16 protein-coding genes are annotated in these 17,283 nt (G+C 55.8%); 11 read left to right on the top strand and 5 right to left on the bottom strand.

Translation table 11 applies throughout. The annotated features are described in order from the left end of the window. Positions 1 to 19: 19 nt before the first annotated feature. Entirely contained in the window at positions 20 to 1,450 is a 1,431-nt protein-coding gene (locus tag GGE09_RS18200) for a hypothetical protein (RefSeq protein ID WP_309747604.1), read from the bottom strand. Positions 1,451 to 1,558: 108 nt separating this feature from the next. Here GGE09_RS18200 and GGE09_RS18195 point away from each other — a divergent pair, with 108 nt between their 5' ends. From GGE09_RS18195 to GGE09_RS18175, 5 genes are all read left to right on the top strand, one after another. Continuing rightward, positions 1,559 to 2,830 (top strand): polysaccharide biosynthesis/export family protein, encoded by a 1,272-nt coding sequence (locus tag GGE09_RS18195; protein WP_309747603.1) that lies wholly within the window; start codon positions 1,559 to 1,561, stop codon positions 2,828 to 2,830. A 287-nt stretch (positions 2,831 to 3,117) separates the two neighbouring features. After that, positions 3,118 to 3,441, top strand: coding sequence for a hypothetical protein (locus GGE09_RS18190; RefSeq protein WP_309747602.1), 324 nt, complete (start codon positions 3,118 to 3,120; stop codon positions 3,439 to 3,441). A gap of 144 nt (positions 3,442 to 3,585) precedes the next feature. Then, positions 3,586 to 4,584: a polysaccharide deacetylase family protein gene (locus tag GGE09_RS18185; protein ID WP_309747601.1), complete on the top strand. Its 999-nt coding sequence runs from the start codon at positions 3,586 to 3,588 to the stop codon at positions 4,582 to 4,584. A 45-nt stretch (positions 4,585 to 4,629) separates the two neighbouring features. Beyond that, positions 4,630 to 6,027 carry an FAD-dependent oxidoreductase gene (locus tag GGE09_RS18180; RefSeq protein WP_309747600.1) on the top strand — a complete coding sequence of 466 codons (1,398 nt, stop codon included), beginning with the start codon at positions 4,630 to 4,632 and terminating at the stop codon, positions 6,025 to 6,027. A 282-nt stretch (positions 6,028 to 6,309) separates the two neighbouring features. After that, positions 6,310 to 7,596: a 4-aminobutyrate--2-oxoglutarate transaminase gene (locus GGE09_RS18175; protein WP_309747599.1), complete on the top strand. Its 1,287-nt coding sequence runs from the start codon at positions 6,310 to 6,312 to the stop codon at positions 7,594 to 7,596. 65 nt (positions 7,597 to 7,661) lie between these two features. On the opposite strand, the gene GGE09_RS18170 is transcribed toward GGE09_RS18175, so the two are convergent. After that, positions 7,662 to 8,513, bottom strand: a complete 852-nt coding sequence (locus GGE09_RS18170) for a helix-turn-helix domain-containing protein (RefSeq protein WP_309747598.1) — start codon at positions 8,511 to 8,513, stop codon at positions 7,662 to 7,664. 183 nt (positions 8,514 to 8,696) lie between these two features. Between GGE09_RS18170 and GGE09_RS18165 the strand changes: the two genes are divergently transcribed. From GGE09_RS18165 to GGE09_RS18140, 6 genes are read left to right on the top strand one after another with little or no spacing between them, the layout of a single operon-like run. Next, positions 8,697 to 9,914 carry an amino acid ABC transporter substrate-binding protein gene (locus GGE09_RS18165; protein ID WP_309747597.1) on the top strand — a complete coding sequence of 406 codons (1,218 nt, stop codon included), beginning with the start codon at positions 8,697 to 8,699 and terminating at the stop codon, positions 9,912 to 9,914. A 60-nt stretch (positions 9,915 to 9,974) separates the two neighbouring features. Next, on the top strand, positions 9,975 to 10,841 hold the full coding sequence (locus GGE09_RS18160; protein ID WP_309747596.1) for a branched-chain amino acid ABC transporter permease: 867 nt from the start codon (positions 9,975 to 9,977) through the stop codon (positions 10,839 to 10,841). Between the two features lies 1 nt (position 10,842). After that, positions 10,843 to 11,760 carry a branched-chain amino acid ABC transporter permease gene (locus GGE09_RS18155; protein WP_309747595.1) on the top strand — a complete coding sequence of 306 codons (918 nt, stop codon included), beginning with the start codon at positions 10,843 to 10,845 and terminating at the stop codon, positions 11,758 to 11,760. Next, complete coding sequence (locus GGE09_RS18150; protein WP_309747594.1) at positions 11,757 to 12,485, top strand: ABC transporter ATP-binding protein; 729 nt, start codon at positions 11,757 to 11,759, stop codon at positions 12,483 to 12,485. The genes GGE09_RS18155 and GGE09_RS18150 overlap by 4 nt, the downstream gene beginning before the upstream one ends. Continuing rightward, complete coding sequence (locus tag GGE09_RS18145; protein ID WP_309747593.1) at positions 12,478 to 13,200, top strand: ABC transporter ATP-binding protein; 723 nt, start codon at positions 12,478 to 12,480, stop codon at positions 13,198 to 13,200. The genes GGE09_RS18150 and GGE09_RS18145 overlap by 8 nt, the downstream gene beginning before the upstream one ends. A 12-nt stretch (positions 13,201 to 13,212) precedes the next feature. Then, the gene (locus GGE09_RS18140; RefSeq protein WP_309747592.1) at positions 13,213 to 14,661 is read left to right on the top strand and encodes an aldehyde dehydrogenase; all 1,449 of its coding nucleotides are present in this window, start codon (positions 13,213 to 13,215) and stop codon (positions 14,659 to 14,661) included. 6 nt (positions 14,662 to 14,667) lie between these two features. Here GGE09_RS18140 and urtE read toward each other — a convergent pair whose 3' ends face one another. Genes urtE through urtC form a run of 3 tightly spaced genes read right to left on the bottom strand, consistent with a single transcriptional unit; the run spans position 14,668 to position 17,279 of the window. Then, the gene (urtE, locus tag GGE09_RS18135) at positions 14,668 to 15,363 is read right to left on the bottom strand and encodes an urea ABC transporter ATP-binding subunit UrtE (RefSeq protein ID WP_309747591.1); all 696 of its coding nucleotides are present in this window, start codon (positions 15,361 to 15,363) and stop codon (positions 14,668 to 14,670) included. Positions 15,364 to 15,366: 3 nt separating this feature from the next. Next, the gene (gene urtD, locus GGE09_RS18130; RefSeq protein ID WP_309747590.1) at positions 15,367 to 16,107 is read right to left on the bottom strand and encodes an urea ABC transporter ATP-binding protein UrtD; all 741 of its coding nucleotides are present in this window, start codon (positions 16,105 to 16,107) and stop codon (positions 15,367 to 15,369) included. Continuing rightward, positions 16,104 to 17,279, bottom strand: a complete 1,176-nt coding sequence (gene urtC, locus GGE09_RS18125) for an urea ABC transporter permease subunit UrtC (RefSeq protein ID WP_309747589.1) — start codon at positions 17,277 to 17,279, stop codon at positions 16,104 to 16,106. The genes urtD and urtC overlap by 4 nt, the downstream gene beginning before the upstream one ends. Positions 17,280 to 17,283 lie beyond the last annotated feature (4 nt).

Genomic DNA, 17,283 nt, shown 5'->3' with positions numbered 1-17,283 from the left:
ATAGAGGATTGACGGATTATTAGGGTTTTTGTGTATCACCCGCCAACCACGACAGATACTCTTCGAGGTTGGACCAGCCGTCATTGTCACGATCCCCCCAAGCCTGCCCCCCCAAAGAGGCACTGAGTCCTGACTTCATATTTTCCCAACTGTCTGGCATGCCGTCGCCATCACTGTCAGGGTCACGACGTGCTTTGATCAAAACGGGCCACCCACCGGCCTGTTCCGGTGTGTCGATAACCTTACCCTCGCAGGTTTCGAAATCCATTACGGCCTGCGCATCCAATTTGTCCAATCCGCCCCATTGGGGCAATTGTGCGCCAACCAGCCCGCCGATTTCTACCCGTAAGGTTTCAGCAGGGCGTGGTACAATCCCCGACTCATTTTCCGGGATCAGAATACGGAATTTTTCCGCTTCAGGGTCAAGAATCGGCAGGCGCGTTGGATGGGCACAGGCGTTGCGCCAGAGGTTGATGTTATCCTGTTCAAATATCCGCAGATCAAAATCATCATGCCAGTCAAACGCCTCAACCGATGTCAGCGGGGCGCGTTTCGTACTAGGACCAGACTGTGTGACATTGCCAATATAGTAAATAGTCGCTGTGCCAAGCAGGTCATAAAATTCGCCCAACTGACTGATCGGATTGTAAAAAACATTGTTAATAATTTCGATTGGGCCGATGTCTGTGCCCTTCACATCAGGATTTCGGTCGCGGTTATGGGCGAATAAATTCTGCACGAGACTGATTACACCACAGCCCAGCGGCATGCTGGCAGGCCCTTCGTGGGAACAAATCAGCGCGCCTTTTGAATGCCGGCCCTTGGGGTGGACAGAATGATCAAGGGAATGGGAAAGAATGGATCGCGCCAGCGTCACATTTTGCACCGCCATTTTGTTCACATGGATGTTAAAAGTTTCATCCGAAGCGAACTGCATGGACAGGGCATCCAAGTAGATAAACTGGCTGCTTTCCACCGTAATCGCATCAATATTTGCGCTTTCTTTAGGGCCTGCACCGGGGCGTATCTTTAGAAACCGGATCAAAACATTTGTGGTGTTTTTAAGGATCACAGGCGTAGAATTCCCGGCCTGCAAGCGCAGCTGAATCCCCTGACCGGGCGCCGTTTGCCCCGCAAGATAAAGGTTCGAGGAAAAGAAAAGCGGGCGCTTTAGGAAAATTGTCCCAGACACATCAAACACACAGACGCGGGGCTTTTTTGTGTTTTCAACGCAATTGCGTAGGGACCCGGGGCCGGAATCCTGCAGGTTTGTTATGGCAACCACTTCGCCACCACGCCAACCAACCGCAGTTTTGCCGAATCCGATGGCATTGGGAAAAGCTGGTTGCGCTGCATAGGCGGACCCGTGGATGGCAAGAATCGTACTAAAAATGCGTAGGCATTGGGCTGGAAAAGCTGAAAATCGTAAAATATCTTTGCGAAATACCATTGATCAAAGGCCTCCGTCCGGCGCCAAAGGGTCTATGCCCTGTTGTTATAAACGCATTTTCAATTAATACTTAGGTTTTAACATAAATTTGAAAGTGATGAGGCAGCCATGAAAAACTGGACTAGGAATTTTCTAATTGTTCTCGCACATTGTTTTGTCTTTCAAGCTGGCTTTGCGTCGGCACAGACGGGAATCGAAGAACAATATGCCGTCAACACGCAGGACGTTTTAAAAATTCGCGTCGGAAACTGGGACGGGGTCAATAGCACTTACGAAGAGTGGAACGGCTTAAGCGGCAACTACACTGTTGGCGCGGCAGGGAATATTTCATTCCCTTATGTAGGAACCTTGCCCGTGAAAGGCGTTACGCTCGATCAGATTTCCACCCTGATTGCACAGGGTTTGAAGGTTAAAATTGGTCTATTGCAACTCCCTGCGGTTGCAATTGAAATCGCCGAGTATAATCCGATCTTTGTCGCTGGCGACGTAAGCCGACCGGGTGAATACAAGTTCCGCCCAGGGGCGACAGTGCGCCAGGCCATTGCAATGGCAGGGGGGGTCACCCGTGGTGGGGCTAGCGGTTTGGAGATCGACCACAGTATTTTGCGATCTTACGGCCAGCGGCGCTTTTTGATCCTAAGCCAGCAGAGATTACTGCTGCGCATTTCGCGGCTGGAAGCAGAGATATCAAATGCCGATACATTCACACCGCCCAAGGAAATTCAGGACAAATTGCTAGATATCGGCCTGATCAATCTGGAGGAGGAAATATTTGCAAACAACATAGAAACCCTGCGCCAGCGCGTGCTGTCTATTGATGAACTTTCGCGTCTTTTAAACTCGGTTATTGCGGGGCTGGAAAGCCAGTTAACCCTGGTGCGTGAAGAGATTGCCTTGACCAGCGAGGATCTGAAAAACAAGCAACAACTGCTGAAAAACGGGACGGTTCGCGCCAGCGACGTGACGGCGGCCAGCCGGACCCTATCCCAGCAGCGGATTCGGGAAATTGAACTGACAGTGCAAAAATTGCAGGCAGAACAGTCATTGATACAAGCCAAACATGAAGAAATTGATATTCGGAAAAAGAACATGGCAGCCTTGCTGGTAGAGCTTGATGCGTCGCGCACCAAGCTGAGTGAAATTGCCCTGACCATTGAAACGCAGACTGATTTGTACACCTCAACCCTTGAATTTGCGGGAAATGCATTGAAGAACGCTACAGACCTGCCGTTGCTGATTTCCGTTATTGGCAACGGGGCGACGGGAGGGGAAACGCCAAGCGACGCGCGCGGCGGGTCAGAGCAGACCGTGCTGCAACCAGGTGATACAATTGTGGTTAGAATACCAACATCAGGAATCGACAACATACCCAATCCTTAGGATCATCCCGTTAAAATAGAGTAAATCTGCCCCATGAAATGACGAAAATCCGCCGAATGCGCCCCAAATTTGGCACGTTTCAGCCATATTTAGTTCACGTTTCAGTCGATAATTGACTTGTTATTCTGTCTCTTTATGAACGTTTTCGTTGGTTCTTAAACGGGGTGCTGACATCCCGCGCTCCGCTGTTGTAAACCATTTCTTAATCTTTTTGGTTGAAACTTGAGGTTGAATGGTGGAGTACTCTCTTGCTTTCAAGGTGGTTTTGTGTGATTGGATCAGGGTAAATGCGTAAGCAAAAAATCACACGTCAAGAAACGGGCGATCGGGCGGTTAAAATGGCGGACGGAAACTATACGAATAACACTGCCGCAGCTGATATGATTCCTGCTGTGGTTGAACCGAACGGCTTTGCGCTCGGACATCTGGGTGATCTGCCATCCGTATCAAAAATAGATAGCCTGGAAAGTTATGAAAAGGCCAAGGTGGAATACCTTGCTGCCCTTAAACGCATAAAAAACGGTGATTGGCGCTCTACCATGGCTGCACGTGCAGATGATCTATGTGCTTTGATCATCGACTACGAACTCGAAAACGGTATTGAGGCTTAGGCGCGGGCCAAACCTTTTCTAAAGGCGTTGTTTGCAAAAATACCTAAAAATCTTGCGATTTGGGGTGGTAAGCGGCTGCAGCCAATCTCCTGCCTGTACATGCTCAAAGCTGGACAGAACCTAAGTGTTGCGGGATAAATGTGCATGGACATTCATTCTGGCAGGTCAAAACACGCGGGCGGTCTAATTTTCAGCTTAGACTTCGAACTCATGTGGGGTGTTTGCGACAAGCGTACAATTGCTGATTATGGTGCCAATATTCTCGGGGCGCGGCAGGCAATTCCGCGCATGTTGGATATGTTTGCAAACCATAATATTTCGGCGACCTGGGCCACTGTAGGGCTGCTGTTTTTTGAAGATAAAGAAGCTTTGATGGCGGGCCTGCCTACAGTCAAACCATGCTATAAGAACGCGTCCCTTTCTGCCTATTCCTATTTGCCAAACATTGGGCGAGACGAAAAAACTGATCCCTACCATTTTGGCCTCTCTCTCATTCAGCGGATTGCAGAAACACCGAAGCAGGAAATCGCCAGCCACAGTTTTTCGCATATTTACAGTCTCGAAGCCGGAATGACTGATGCCGCTTTTGACTCTGATTTGAACGCAGCGATCGCTGTCGCGGGGCAGCAAGACATCTCGTTGAAGAGTTTCGTCTTCCCCAGGAATCAAGTGAACTTGGCTCATGTAAAGCTCTGTCAGGCAAAGGGTTTGACGGCCTATCGCGGGACCGAGAAATCGAAAATCTATCACCCACAATCCGCTATTGGAAAGGGGCAGCTTAAACGGCTTGGCCGACTGGCGGATAGTTATTTTAATCTGTCAGGTCACCACGGATTCATCCCCAAGATGGCAGGTTCGAGCATCAATTTACCTTCCAGCCGGTTTTTGCGGCCCTATGCCCCCCGATTGCGCCCGCTGGAAGATAGGCGGATCAACCGCACCCTAGAATCCATGCGCTATTGCGCTGAAAACAAATATTTTTTTCACCTTTGGACACATCCACATAATTTTGGTGTCAATCAGGATGAGAATCTTGCAGCTTTGTCCCAGATTATGAATTGCGCAAAACAACTGGACGCAGAATTTGGCTGGCCGTCTTATTCGATGGCAGAGGCCGCGCGGTTGGAAACCTTGGAAAGATAATAATTTTTTAACGAATCTATAGTTTCATAGTGTCAGGAAATTGGAATGCCCGACCCCAAGAATACCATTATAATCGGCGCAGGTCCGTCAGGGCTTAGCGCCGCGTTAGAGTTGTGCGAGTACGGGTTGGAACCCATCATTTTGGAGCAAAGCGATCATGTGGGCGGGTTAATGCATTCGCCCGTTTGGCAAGATTTCATCTTGGATATCGGGCGTAAGGAACTTTATGCGCGCATTCCTGAGGTCAATGCGCTGTGGGAGAGTATTTTAGGCGACCAGTATCAGGAGTACCCCCACCGCGTGGGGAGCCTGTATAAAAACAAGCTTATTGAAACCTCCTCAGCTTGGCGCGGGATGTTTCGGGGTGTCCCTGTGTCGTGGCTTTTGGCGGGCGGCGTCAGTCTTGCCGTGGCTTGGGGAAAGGCCGGGTTCAAGTCGCCGCGCACCTATGAAGAGTTTTGGCATGCCCGTGCAGGACCTTCCTTCGCGCGCATGTTCGCGCAGGGCTATTGGGAGAAGTTTCGCGGGCAGTCTTGGGCGCAGATGCCGCTACCTGAAAACAATCACACCCATTCCAGCGGGGTAATCAGGCAAACTATGAAAATAGCCAAAAGCGGCGCGCCGACAGAGCAAAAAAGATGGCGGCACCCGAAACGGGGGGCGGGCCAAATATTTGAAATGCTGTCGGAAAAAGTGCAGCGGGGCGGCGGGAAAATTCGCTTTTCTAGCGAAGTTATCAAAATAACCAAATCTGCGAATGGTCCCTTTGAATTACAGGTCACCTGCCACGGCAAAACCACCACGTTGACCACGGATTATCTGATTTCGAGCATGCCAATTGAGCGTTTCAGTGAGATTTTGTCGTCCGACGGGATCAATCACAACGGTCGGGTAGAAAAGCCTCTGTTGAACAAGCCGACCGTGCATCGAAATGTCATTCTGGTATATCTGTTTTTTGCGACGCCACCAAGATTTCCTCATGCTTGGCTCGAAGTGAATGATCCCAACCTGCGCTGCGGTAGGATCGTCAATTATGCTGCGTTTAACGGGAAAATGGTCCCGCAGGGAAAAACCTGCCTGTGTGTGGAGTTCTTTTGCAATTCCGACGACCCACTTTTGGCGTGGGATGATCAGGATTTAAGGACGCTTGCAATACAGGAATGTAGCGCTGCATCTTTGATAGATGAACCGGCGATGATGGGCTTTCACGTCATTCGAAAACAGCGCACCAATGCGGCGGCCAGTTGGCGGGAACAACAAGGGCAGGCGCGCGCGGCTTTGTTTGAAGCCATCCGACCTTTGAAACCCCTGTTCCACGTCAATCGCCCCGGCTCTGACTGGGCAAGCTATGCAGGCCTGTTAGCCGGACGCGCGATTGCAAAGAGCGACAGGCAAGAGTTCGACCGCTTGGCTGATCCGGCTCGCCGTTTGGAAGAACGGTAAGAAAATTCACAATGTTTAACATAAATAATATTATACGTTTTTGCTAGGCACGGCTGGGTTCACAAATGAAATGCAACACCGCGCTGGCCCGATCTACACTTCGGCCAAGTCATTACCATCCCAGCACTTTCTACAAACTACACTGTTTTGGTCCAGCCACTGCGCCCTGAAAACCAACAATATCGCTTGCACCTGACAAAAAATAGGCTTTAAGCCTGTGACGCAAAGGGTTCTGCTGCCTTAGACCCCTTCCTCGAAATTTCGCAGTAAAAAGGAAAGCCAATGCTGAATTCAGATGTTTCCACCCGTAAAGATGACGCGATTGCACGCGGCGTTGGCATGATGACGCAGATTTATGCGGACCGTGCGGAAAACGCGGAAATCTGGGATATTGAGGGCAAGCGGTATATCGACTTCGCCGCTGGGATCGCCGTGGTTAATACGGGCCACCGTCACCCCAAAGTGATCGAAGCGGTGAAAGCCCAGCTCGATAAATTCACCCACACCTGCCATCAGGTCGTGCCCTATGAAAACTACGTTAGCCTTGCTGAACGGTTGAATAAAATTGTCCCGGGTGATTTCGCCAAAAAGACGATTTTTGTCACCACCGGTGCCGAGGCATGTGAGAACGCCATCAAAATCGCCCGCGCGTCCACGGGACGGTCCGCGGTTATCGCGTTTTCGGGTGGCTTTCATGGCCGGACCTTCATGGGCATGGCGCTGACTGGCAAGGTTGAGCCCTATAAAAAAGGCTTCGGCGCGATGCCGGGCGATGTGTTCCACGCGCCCTTCCCTATGTCGATGCACGGGGTTTCGGTTGAAGATTCCATCAACGCGCTTGAAAAACTGTTCAAAGCCGATGTTGATCCGGACCGTGTGGCGGCGATTATTCTGGAACCTGTCCAAGGCGAAGGCGGCTTTTATGAAGCCCCCAAAGAGCTGATGACCTATCTGCGCAAAACTTGTGACAAACACGGTATTTTATTGGTCGCGGATGAGGTTCAGACCGGTTTTGCCCGCACTGGCAAAATGTTCGCGATGGAGCATCACGACGTGGTGCCGGACCTGACCACTATGGCCAAAGGTCTGGGCGGCGGTTTCCCGATTGCCGCGGTCACAGGGCGGGCCGAGGTGATGGACGGTGCTAACCCCGGCGGTTTGGGCGGCACATATGGCGGCAACCCTTTGGGTGTTGCGGCTGCCCATGCGGTGCTGGATGTGATCGAAGAGGAAAAGCTTTGTGATCGCGCGAATTTCCTTGGCTCGCGTCTGCGTCAACGGCTGGAAAGCCTGCGTGGTGATATTCCTGAAATCACAGATATCCGCGGCCCGGGCTTTATGACAGCGATTGAATTCAACGTCGCAGGCACCGCCACGCCAAGCCCGGAATTCACCAATGCGGTGAAAGCCCATGCGCTGGAAAACAACCTGATCCTGCTGACCTGCGGTGTTTACGGCAATGTGATCCGCTTTCTGGCGCCGATCACCGTGCCAGACGATGTTTTCGCCGAGGCGTTGGACATCATCGAAAACGCCGTTCGTGCCGCAAAAAAATCCGTCGGCGCGTAAGTTTAAAAGACTTTGAAACAGCTGTCAGCGTCGGTTCTTCCGGCGCTGATTGCGTTTTGGGGCGACTATGGCCAAGCTGCAAAGGACCGTGGGGCGCTGTCATTCTGGATGCGATGGGCCTTGCGAAAGGCTGCGGGGTTCTGACCGACCTGCCGCTTGAAAAACCGTGTGAAATAGGCGGGATCGACAAATCCCAGACGAAAAGCCACTTGTGCGATGGGCACGCCGGTGTTGGTTAACAGCTCCATCGCCTCGCGGGTCAGGGCGCGGTGTAGATAGGCTTGCGGGGATAATCCGGTGGATCGTTTGACCGCAGAGCCAAGGCGGTCGCGGCTGACGGACAGGGCCTCGGCGTAGGTTTCAACGGTCCAGTGATCCCGCGCCCTTTGGGCTGCCAGCATCAAAAAACGTTCGGTCAGACCCTGCGGCGCACGGCCATGGGCGACGATATCGGTGCGGGCAATCCGCCAGATTTGCACCAGAACCAGCCCCAGATAGTGGGTTTCCGCAAGGTTCGATCCCGGCTCTCGGCTAGTATGTTCCAGCGCGAAACCTTCGACCAGTTCGGCGATGCGCAGGGACAAATCCAGCGGGAAAGACAGGTTTTTGCCAAGGGTACGGCGCATCTGTTCGCCCAGTTGGGTGGGTGGCAAGGACTGCATCAACGACACATGCGGGATCGACAATAAAATGCCCCGTGCCCCGCTTTCCACCAGTAATTCGCCGCCGCCGTCTGCGTGCCAGACCAGACGCGGGCCAGAAAAACTATCCCCGTTGCGCAGCCCAGCGGTGCCAGAAAATAGCAATATCAGATGGGTCTGGCCAAGCGGCAGGCTGTATCCCGTGCGGGTTTGCGGATTCGCAAATCGCAAAACACTGGCCTGTTCACGCCGCGCGGTTGAAGGAAGGGTCACCATGGTTTTCAGACTTGGCCAGAATTTGCCCCTTAAAGTCAAGCAAAAGTACAATTCTTAACCCCATGTGTGCATTTATGGCCGTTGTGAAACTGGTCTATGCTGTCACACGGTTCGACACAGCCACATCGGCGCCTGTCGGGCAGACATGCGGCTGGGCTTGATCCAGCCATCAGGGAGGACATCATGAAACGCATTTCTTTGCGCGCAACCATGCGCGCGCTTTCTTTCACTGTGGCATCAGGCTTGGTTTTGACAGCCGGCGCAGCACAGGCGCAGGATGACACAATCACCATCGGCTATGCAGTAGCCCGCACAGGGCCAAGCGCCACGGGGGCTGGAATTACCACGATCCCGAACTACGAATTATGGGTGGATACGGTGAATAAAGCGGGCGGTCTGACGCTGCCCGACGGGTCGCAAAAGAGGGTCAAAGTCATCGAATATGACAACCGTTCGGCAAATCAGGATTTGGTGCGCGCGATTGAACGGCTGGCCACGCAAGACAAGGTAGACATCATCCTGCCGCCTTGGGGCACAGGCGGAAATCTGGCGATTGCGCCTTTGATGGCACGGTTCGGCTATCCCCAACTGGCGGTGACTGCGGTGACCGACAAAGCCCCCGAATTTGCAGCCCGCTGGGATCGCAGTTTCTGGATGCTGGGCGGCGGTCACGACTATGCCAAAGGTCTGGTGGATGTGCTGGCACAGGCGCGGGACGCTGGCAAAATCAACAATAAAATCGCGGTTGTATCGGTGGCTGACGGTTTTGGCATCGACCTGATCGCAGGCGCCCGCCCAGCCTTTGAAGAGGCCGGATTTGAACTGGCTTATGACGAAAGCTACCCCCTTGGTACCGCAGATTTCGCTGCAATCATGAGCGAAGCTCAGGGATCAGGCGCGGATAGTTTTGTGGCGTTTTCCTATCCCCCCGGCAGCTTTGGCATGACCAAAACCGCACAGTCCATGGGCTATAACCCCAAGGCATTCTACATTTCCGTGGGCGGCGCCTTTCCGATTTACCCCGGCATTGCGGATGGCAAAGCCGAAGGCGTGATGGCCATTGGCGGTGTGGATGCCGACAGCCCTGCCATTCAGGATTATTTCGCCCGTCACACCGCGTTTGTGGGCAAGGCACCTGACAGTTGGGCCTCGGCGATCACCTATGCCTCCCTTGAAATGCTGGAACAGGCGATTGAACGGGTCGGTCTGGATCACGCGGCTTTGGCCAAGGAAATTTCAACCGGAACCTTCCAGACCGTGGCAGGTGAAATCAAACTAGAGGACAACCAGCTGCGCGATTTGTGGTGGGTTGGCCAGTGGCAAGGCGGGGCATTCCGCGCCATCAACCCCTCTGATAAATCCGGCGCAAGCGACGCTATCCTTCCAAAAACCGAGTGGTAAACCCACACCAACCGGCGCGAGGGGAACCCCCTTCGCGCCCGTTATGATAAAAGAGCTCCCATGTTTCTGACCACACTTATCCTCGGCCTTGTGCTGGGCGGCACCTATGCGTTGCTGGCCCTTGGCCTGACCCTGCAATACGGCATCGCGCGGATCATGAACCTTGCTTATGGTGAAATGACCCTGATCGCGGCCTTTGTTCTGGTCACTTTGTTCCAACAACTGGGGCTGTCACCGCTGCTGGCTTTGGTGCTGATCGCGCCTGCGGGCTATGTCTTTGGCTGGCTGCTGTATCAGGGCATGATGCGGCCTTTGGTCAAACGCGCTGGTGCGGGTGGCCGACTGGAGGTGGACAGTATCCTTGCCACATTCGGGCTGCTTTTTGTGATCCAAGGGGTGTTGCTGTTGGCGTTCGGCGCAAACTTCACCTCGATTTCCTATCTGGATCGGGGGGTTAGCGTATTTGGTGTGCCTGTGGCCCTGAACCGCCTGATTGCCCTTGGCATCTGTGTTCTGGCAGGCGGCGCGCTGGTGCTGGCGCTGGCCAAAACCCGCTGGGGTCTGGTGATGCGGGCTGTTGCCCTGACGCCCGGGTCTGCACCATTGGTGGGGATTGATGTGAACCGGGTGGCCCGTCAGGGGTTTGCACTTGGCACCGCGCTGGCCTCGGTTGCGGGGGCGTCGATTGCCATGTACCAGACGTTTTCGGCCACGGCTGGCGTGGATTACACCATGAAGGCGCTGGTGATTGTGATCATGGGCGGGGTCGGAAATGTGGGCGGCGCGCTGTTCGCAGGGCTGGCGCTGGGGCTGCTGGAAACCTTTGTTGCCACCGCCATTGATCCTGGCCTGACACTGGCCGCGACCTTTGCGATCTTTCTGATTGTTTTGTTATGGCGGCCTCAGGGCCTGTTCGGGGCGCGCTGAAATGACCAGATTTATCCTACCGCTGATCGCCCTTGGCGCACTGGCATTTCTGCCCGGTTTTGTTTCTGAATACGGGCTGGGCCTGCTGATCGGGGTCGTTACCTATGTGACGCTCGCATCTGGCTGGGCGCTGTTTTCGGGGCAAACCCATTACATTTCACTGGCCACAGCCGCGTTTTACGGTGTGGGGGCCTATTCGGTTGCTGTCCTGAACGAGACCCTGCCCTATGGGTTGGTGCTGTTGTGCGCGGGTCTGATCGGGGCGGTCATGGCCCTGATCGTCGGCCTGTCCACGCTGCGCCTGCAAGGGGTGTATTTTGTGATCTTCAGCTTTGGTCTGGCCGAGTTGGTGCGCCAATTGATCACTTGGTATGAGGTCAATGTCACTGGAACACTGGGGCGCTATATCTTTGTGGATGTGACCGCACGGGGCATCTATTGGCAGATGCTGGCACTTGGGGCGGCGACCATTGCGCTGACCGCGTGGATGCAACGCGCCCGCATCGGAATGGCGCTGCGGGTGATTGGCGATGACGAGGCTGTTGCCGCCCATTCCGGCATCAATCTGGCGCGCGCAAAACTGGTGGCTTTTGTGCTGTCCGCAGTGATCCTGACGCTGGCAGGGGCGATCACCTCACCCCGTTATGTCTATGTGGAACCGGCCATTGTGTTCAATCCGACAGTCAGTTTTCTGGCCGTTATCATGGCTTTGCTCGGCGGCGCGAACCGCCTGTGGGGGCCGGCCCTTGGCGCGGTGCCGCTGTTTCTGGCCTTTGAATGGCTGTCGATCCATTTCCCCGACACCTATCCGATTTTTCTGGGGCTTTTGTTCATTGGCGTCGTGTTTATCCTGCCTGACGGTGTGCTGGCCGGCATCGACAAGCTGCGTGCGCGCAGCAAAGGAAAGGGCACATCATGAGCTTTTTAAGAATCCAAAATGCGGTGAAACAATTCGGTGGCCTGCGAGCGGTGGATGATGTGACGTTCAGCCTGCAACGGGGTGAAACCGTCGGGCTGCTCGGGCCGAACGGGTCTGGCAAAACCACGCTGATCAATCTGGTGTCGGGCGCGCTGCCCGCTACATCCGGTGTGGTATCGCTGGATGGTCAACGGCTGACAGGGCTGCGCCGTGATAAAATCGCGCGGGCGGGTGTGGCGCGGACCTTTCAATTGGTGCGCATCCTGCCGTCACTGACCCTGACCGAGAACGTGAAAATCGCCGCCGTATTCGGGCGCAATGCTCATTGGGGCACGGCGGCGGATCAGGTGGCGCAGGATGCGCTGGCCAAAGTCGGCCTGCTGGACCGCGCCAAACTACCCGCCAGCGAGCTGACCTATATTGACCAGAAACGGCTGGAACTGGCCCGCGCCTTGGCCGCGGAACCCGATGTTTTGCTTCTGGACGAATGGCTGGCAGGGCTGAACCCCACGGAACTGGCCGAGGGCGTCGCCCTGATCCGCCAGTTACAGGGCGGCGGTCTGACGATCCTGATGGTGGAACACATCATCGACGCAGTGCGCGCGCTCTGCCCCCGTGTGGTGGTGATGAATTCGGGCAAGTTGATTGCCGACGGGCCAACCGACGGGGTGCTATCTGATCCGGCAGTTGTCGCCGCCTATCTGGGGGAGGAAACCGATGCTTGAACTGACCGACCTGACCGTGGCTTATGGCAAACACATCGCGCTGGATAAGGCGTCTTTGAAGGTGGAATCAGGCCAGATGGTGGCCATTCTGGGGGCAAACGGCGCGGGGAAATCCTCGCTTTTGGGGGCGATCGGTGGACGGGTGAAACCCGCGTCCGGCGACATTCGCTTTCGCGGGCAATCCCTGTTGGACCTGCCCGCACACCGTTTGGTGGAAGAAGGCATCGCCCTTGTTCCCGAAGGCCGTGGGATTTTTCCCGCCCTATCCGTGGGCGACAATCTAAAGCTGGGTGCCCTGCCCGAACGTGCCCGCAACGGAGCTACCGCCCGTCAGGACGAGGTGTTTGACCTGTTCCCCAAACTGGCCGCACGGCGCACGCAGATTGCGGGCACCATGTCTGGCGGGGAACAGCAGATGGTGGCCATTGGCCGCGCGTTGATGGCAAAGCCCGATCTGTTGCTGCTGGACGAACCCTCGCTCGGGTTGGCACCGATTGTGGCAAAAGAGGTCTTCGCCGCCCTGTCGCGCATTCGCGCCACGGGGCTGACCCTTTTGATCGTCGAACAGAACGCGCGGGCGACGCTGGCACTGGCCGATTACGCCTATTTAATCGAGGTGGGGCGCGTCACTGGCGAAGGCCCCGCCGCCCAAATCAAATCCGACCCTGCCGTGGTGCGCGCCTTTCTGGGCGGCGCTTTGGCCGTGGACAGCTAACAGGAGACCCCCATGGAAAAAATCGACCTTTATATTGACGGTGCCTATGTTGCAGCCGAAGGCGGGCGGGTGTTTACCCGCAGCAATCCGGTCAGCGGCGATGTGGTAACCGAGGCCGCCGCCGCATCCCTTAGCGATGTGGATAAGGCCGTAGACGCCGCCGCGCGGGCCTTTGAAGGCTGGTCCACCACCAGCCCCAGTGAGCGGCGGCGCAAGCTGTTGGCAGCGGCGCAAAACCTGACGGCGCGGGGCGACGACATCGTGCAAGCGATGAAAGATGAAATCGGCGCGACCGAAGCTTGGGCGCGGTTCAACGTGATGCTGGCCGCTGATATGCTGGTGGAAGCGGCCTCATTGACCACCCAGATCAAGGGCGAAATTATCCCGTCCAACCGCCCCGGATCAACCGCAATGGCCATGCGCCAGCCCGCAGGTGTGGTGCTGGCAATGGCCCCTTGGAACGCGCCGGTGATCCTTGGGGTGCGCTCTATCGCAACGCCTTTGGCCTGTGGCAATACGGTGGTGATGAAAACATCCGAACTCTGCCCCCGCGTCCATGCCCTGATCATCGAAGCCGTGGCCGAGGCAGGCTTTCCCAACGGTGTGCTGAACGCCGTTTCCAACGATCCCGACGAGGCCCCCCAAGTGGTCGAGGCTTTGGTGCTCCATCCCGCCATCCGTCGGGTCAATTTCACCGGATCGACCCGCGTGGGCCGCATTATCAGTGGCTTGGCGGGGCGCAGTTTGAAACCTGCGCTGCTGGAACTGGGCGGCAAGGCCCCGATGATTATTCTTGAAGACGCGGATATTGACGCCGCAGTCGCCGCTGCGGGGTTTGCGGCCTTTATGAACCAAGGCCAGATTTGCATGTCCACAGAGCGGATCATCACCGTGGGCGACGCGGGCGACCGCTTTGTTGCGGCTTTCGCGGAAAAGGTCAAAACCCTGATGGCAGGCGACCCGCGGGACGGTTCCGCGCCACTGGGATCACTGGTCAATATGGCCGCCGCAGATCGGGTGCGCGAATTGATCGGCGACGCGGTGGATAAGGGCGCCACGCTGATTGCGGGTGGTGGCACGGGCACGATCCTGAACGCTGCGGCGCTGGATCATGTGACCCCTGAAATGCGCTTGTATAGCGAGGAAAGCTTTGGACCTGTAGTATCAGTCATCCGCGCGGGATCGGTGGATGAAGCCGTGCGCATCGCCAATGAAAGCGAATTCGGTTTGGCGGCCTCGGTCTTCGGACGCGATACCATGGCGGCTTTGGCTGTGGCCAAGCGGATTGAAAGCGGGATTTGCCACATCAACGGACCTTCTGTGCATGATGAGGCACAAATGCCGTTTGGTGGTGTCAAAGCCTCTGGCTACGGGCGGTTCGGCGGCAATTGGGGGATTGCGGAATTCACCGAACTGCGCTGGATAACACTACAGGACGGGCCGATCCACTATCCGCTTTAAGCGCGGTCAGACCGAGACAAGCGAGAGCAGTTCCTCTCGTTTGATCTCGGATTTGGCGGCGTTTTTGATCACCTCGCCACGGCGCAGCACAACCGTGCGGTCTGCCAGGTCAAAGGCAAAGTCAAAGTATTGTTCCACCAATACAATCGCCATGTCGCCCTGTTCACGCAGCAGGCTGATAACCTTGCCGATTTGCTGGATAATGTTGGGCTGGATACCCTCGGTTGGTTCGTCCAGCAGCAGTAATTTCGGGCGGGTGATTAGCGCACGGGCAATGGCCAGTTGTTGTTGCTGACCCCCTGACAGATCGCCGCCACGGCGATGATCCATGTCTTTCAGCACAGGAAACAGATCGTAGATGTGATCGGGGATTTTATGATCCGCCTTTGGCAGACAGGCGAACCCCGTTTGCAGGTTTTCACGCACCGTCAGCAGTGGAAAAATATCGCGCCCTTGGGGCACATAGCCGATGCCCGCGCGGGCCAGTTGATGGGCAGGCAGCACCCCAAGCGCTGCGCCGTCCAGACTGACATCGCCGCCAGATCGCGGATGCGCCCCTGAAATTGCCCGCAACAGGCTGGTTTTGCCCACGCCATTGGTGCCCATCACACAGGTCACCTGCCCCGCTTGTGCAGACATGGATACCCCGTTCAGGATTTGCGAATTGCCGTAGTGCAGGTTCAGATTTTCAACGTTCAACATATCCTAGCGCCCCAGATAGACGTCAATTACGTCTTGGTTTTTTGTCACGTGATCCAGTGATCCTTCGGCCAGAACAGACCCTTCGTGCAGCACCGTCACCTTGCAATTCAGGCGACGCACGAATTCCATGTCATGTTCCACAACCACCACAGCGCGGGTTTTTGCGGCCTCTACCAGAATGGCCGTGGTCTTTTCCCGTTCGGCGGGCGTCATCCCTGCAGCGGGTTCATCCACCAGCAACAAGCGGGGTTCCTGCGCCAGTAACATACCGATTTCCAGCCATTGTTTTTGCCCGTGGCTCAACTCTCCTGACACCCGCAACAGCGCGTCTGACAGGCCAATATCCCCCGCCAGTTCCGCCACACGGTCCAGATCGGCGGCGCTTGGCTTAAAGAACAGCACCGCCAGCGGGCTGCGGTCTTTGCGCAGGGCCATCAGCAGGTTTTCCTGCACGCTTTGGTCTTCAAACACGGTGGGTTTCTGGAACTTGCGCCCGATACCACCCCGCGCGATTTTTGCTTCCGACATGCCGATAAGGGACACGGATTTTTCACCCCACAGGATCACGCCTTTGTCAGGTTTGGTCTTGCCCGTGACAATATCCATAAAGGTGGTTTTGCCCGCCCCGTTTGGCCCGATTACAGCACGCAATTCGGCCGATCCGATCTGGAAGGTCAGGTTGTTGATGGCGCGAAACCCGTCAAAGCTGACGGACACACCCGAGACTTCTAACAAGCTGCTCATGGCGCATCCTCTGATTTGCGACGTGGGATCAGATCAAACAGCCCGCCGATCCCGCGCGGCGCGTAAAGCGTGACCAGCACAAAGCTGATGCCCAGCAGCACCAGCCACCAATCCACCCATTTTATGGTGTAAAATCCAAGCGCAATATCAGGGGCTTGCCCACCTGTGAACCAACTGGACACAAGGCTGACAAAGGCGGTGCCGATCACAGCACCATACAGCCTGCCGCGCCCGCCGATGGCGACCCAGACGGCAAGGTAAATGGACGCGATGGGCGCGACCTCGGTCGGATTGATGATGCCCGCTTGGGGGTAATACAGCGCCCCCGCGATGCCCGAAATACAGGCGGTCAGGGTGAACACCGCCAGTTTGTAGGATTCCACCGAATAGCCCAAAAACCGCACGCGGGCTTCATTGTCGCGGATGCCCCGAATGACCGAGCCGAATTTGCCCGACACCACCCAAGCCACCAGCAGATATCCCAGCCCCAGCGCCAACGCCGAGGCCCAGAAAAACCACAGCGACACCGCCGATTGGGGCGCGGTCACACCGGGCAGGTTTTGCAAGCCCGACAACCCGTTGTTGCCGCGCAAGCCGCTGGCGTTCTGGAACAGATACAGCGACAGGCCCAGCGTCATGGCTTGGGTCAGGATCGACAGGTAAACCCCTGTGACGCGGCTGCGAAACGCCAGCCAGCCAAACACCAGCGCCAGCAGCCCCGGCACCAGCACCACAAGGGCCAGTTGCAGGGTCAGGCTGTCAGCGAACATCCAGATCAGCGGAAAGTCACTGCTGCCCACCACGCCGAAAATCTGGTTGCCGATGCCCGCCTGAATTTCTTCGGGTGTTGGCGGCAGGATACCATCGGACAGGGCGGATTCCACGATCTGGCGGGTGCGTTCATACATCAGCCACATGCCGATCATATAGCCCCCCAGCCCGAAAAACGCGAAATGGCCCAGCGACAGAATACCCGCATAGCCCCAGATCAGATCCATCGCCACAGCGATCAGACACAGGCACAGGGTCTTGCCCAGCGTTTTGACAAAACTGGTGGAAATAATCCCGACGCCAAAGCCTTCGGACAGGGCGGTGACACCTAGGGTGAACAGGGCAAGACAGGCCAGAAAGATCAAGACAGACGGATTGCGCGCGATAAAGGAACGGTTCATGGCG

The organism is Roseobacter sp. N2S, assembly GCF_031454055.1.
Taxonomy (GTDB): Bacteria; Pseudomonadota; Alphaproteobacteria; order Rhodobacterales; family Rhodobacteraceae; genus Amylibacter.
Note: the sequence above shows the minus strand (reverse complement) of the source record. Positions and strands in the feature narration are given on the sequence as shown.

Bases quoted from the DNA above. Each gene is read 5' to 3' on its own strand.
- GGE09_RS18180 (WP_309747600.1), top strand. From the start codon at position 4,630: ATGCCCGACCCCAAGAATACCATTATAATCGGCGCAGGTCCGTCAGGG.
- GGE09_RS18185 (WP_309747601.1), top strand. From the start codon at position 3,586: ATGGACATTCATTCTGGCAGGTCAAAACACGCGGGCGGTCTAATTTTC.
- urtC (WP_309747589.1), bottom strand. From the start codon at position 17,279: ATGAACCGTTCCTTTATCGCGCGCAATCCGTCTGTCTTGATCTTTCTG.
- urtD (WP_309747590.1), bottom strand. From the start codon at position 16,107: ATGAGCAGCTTGTTAGAAGTCTCGGGTGTGTCCGTCAGCTTTGACGGG.
- GGE09_RS18195 (WP_309747603.1), top strand. From the start codon at position 1,559: ATGAAAAACTGGACTAGGAATTTTCTAATTGTTCTCGCACATTGTTTT.
- GGE09_RS18140 (WP_309747592.1), top strand. From the start codon at position 13,213: ATGGAAAAAATCGACCTTTATATTGACGGTGCCTATGTTGCAGCCGAA.
- GGE09_RS18200 (WP_309747604.1), bottom strand. From the start codon at position 1,450: ATGGTATTTCGCAAAGATATTTTACGATTTTCAGCTTTTCCAGCCCAA.
- GGE09_RS18190 (WP_309747602.1), top strand. From the start codon at position 3,118: ATGCGTAAGCAAAAAATCACACGTCAAGAAACGGGCGATCGGGCGGTT.
- GGE09_RS18145 (WP_309747593.1), top strand. From the start codon at position 12,478: ATGCTTGAACTGACCGACCTGACCGTGGCTTATGGCAAACACATCGCG.
- GGE09_RS18170 (WP_309747598.1), bottom strand. From the start codon at position 8,513: ATGGTGACCCTTCCTTCAACCGCGCGGCGTGAACAGGCCAGTGTTTTG.
- GGE09_RS18160 (WP_309747596.1), top strand. From the start codon at position 9,975: ATGTTTCTGACCACACTTATCCTCGGCCTTGTGCTGGGCGGCACCTAT.
- GGE09_RS18150 (WP_309747594.1), top strand. From the start codon at position 11,757: ATGAGCTTTTTAAGAATCCAAAATGCGGTGAAACAATTCGGTGGCCTG.
- GGE09_RS18155 (WP_309747595.1), top strand. From the start codon at position 10,843: ATGACCAGATTTATCCTACCGCTGATCGCCCTTGGCGCACTGGCATTT.
- urtE (WP_309747591.1), bottom strand. From the start codon at position 15,363: ATGTTGAACGTTGAAAATCTGAACCTGCACTACGGCAATTCGCAAATC.
- GGE09_RS18165 (WP_309747597.1), top strand. From the start codon at position 8,697: ATGAAACGCATTTCTTTGCGCGCAACCATGCGCGCGCTTTCTTTCACT.
- GGE09_RS18175 (WP_309747599.1), top strand. From the start codon at position 6,310: ATGCTGAATTCAGATGTTTCCACCCGTAAAGATGACGCGATTGCACGC.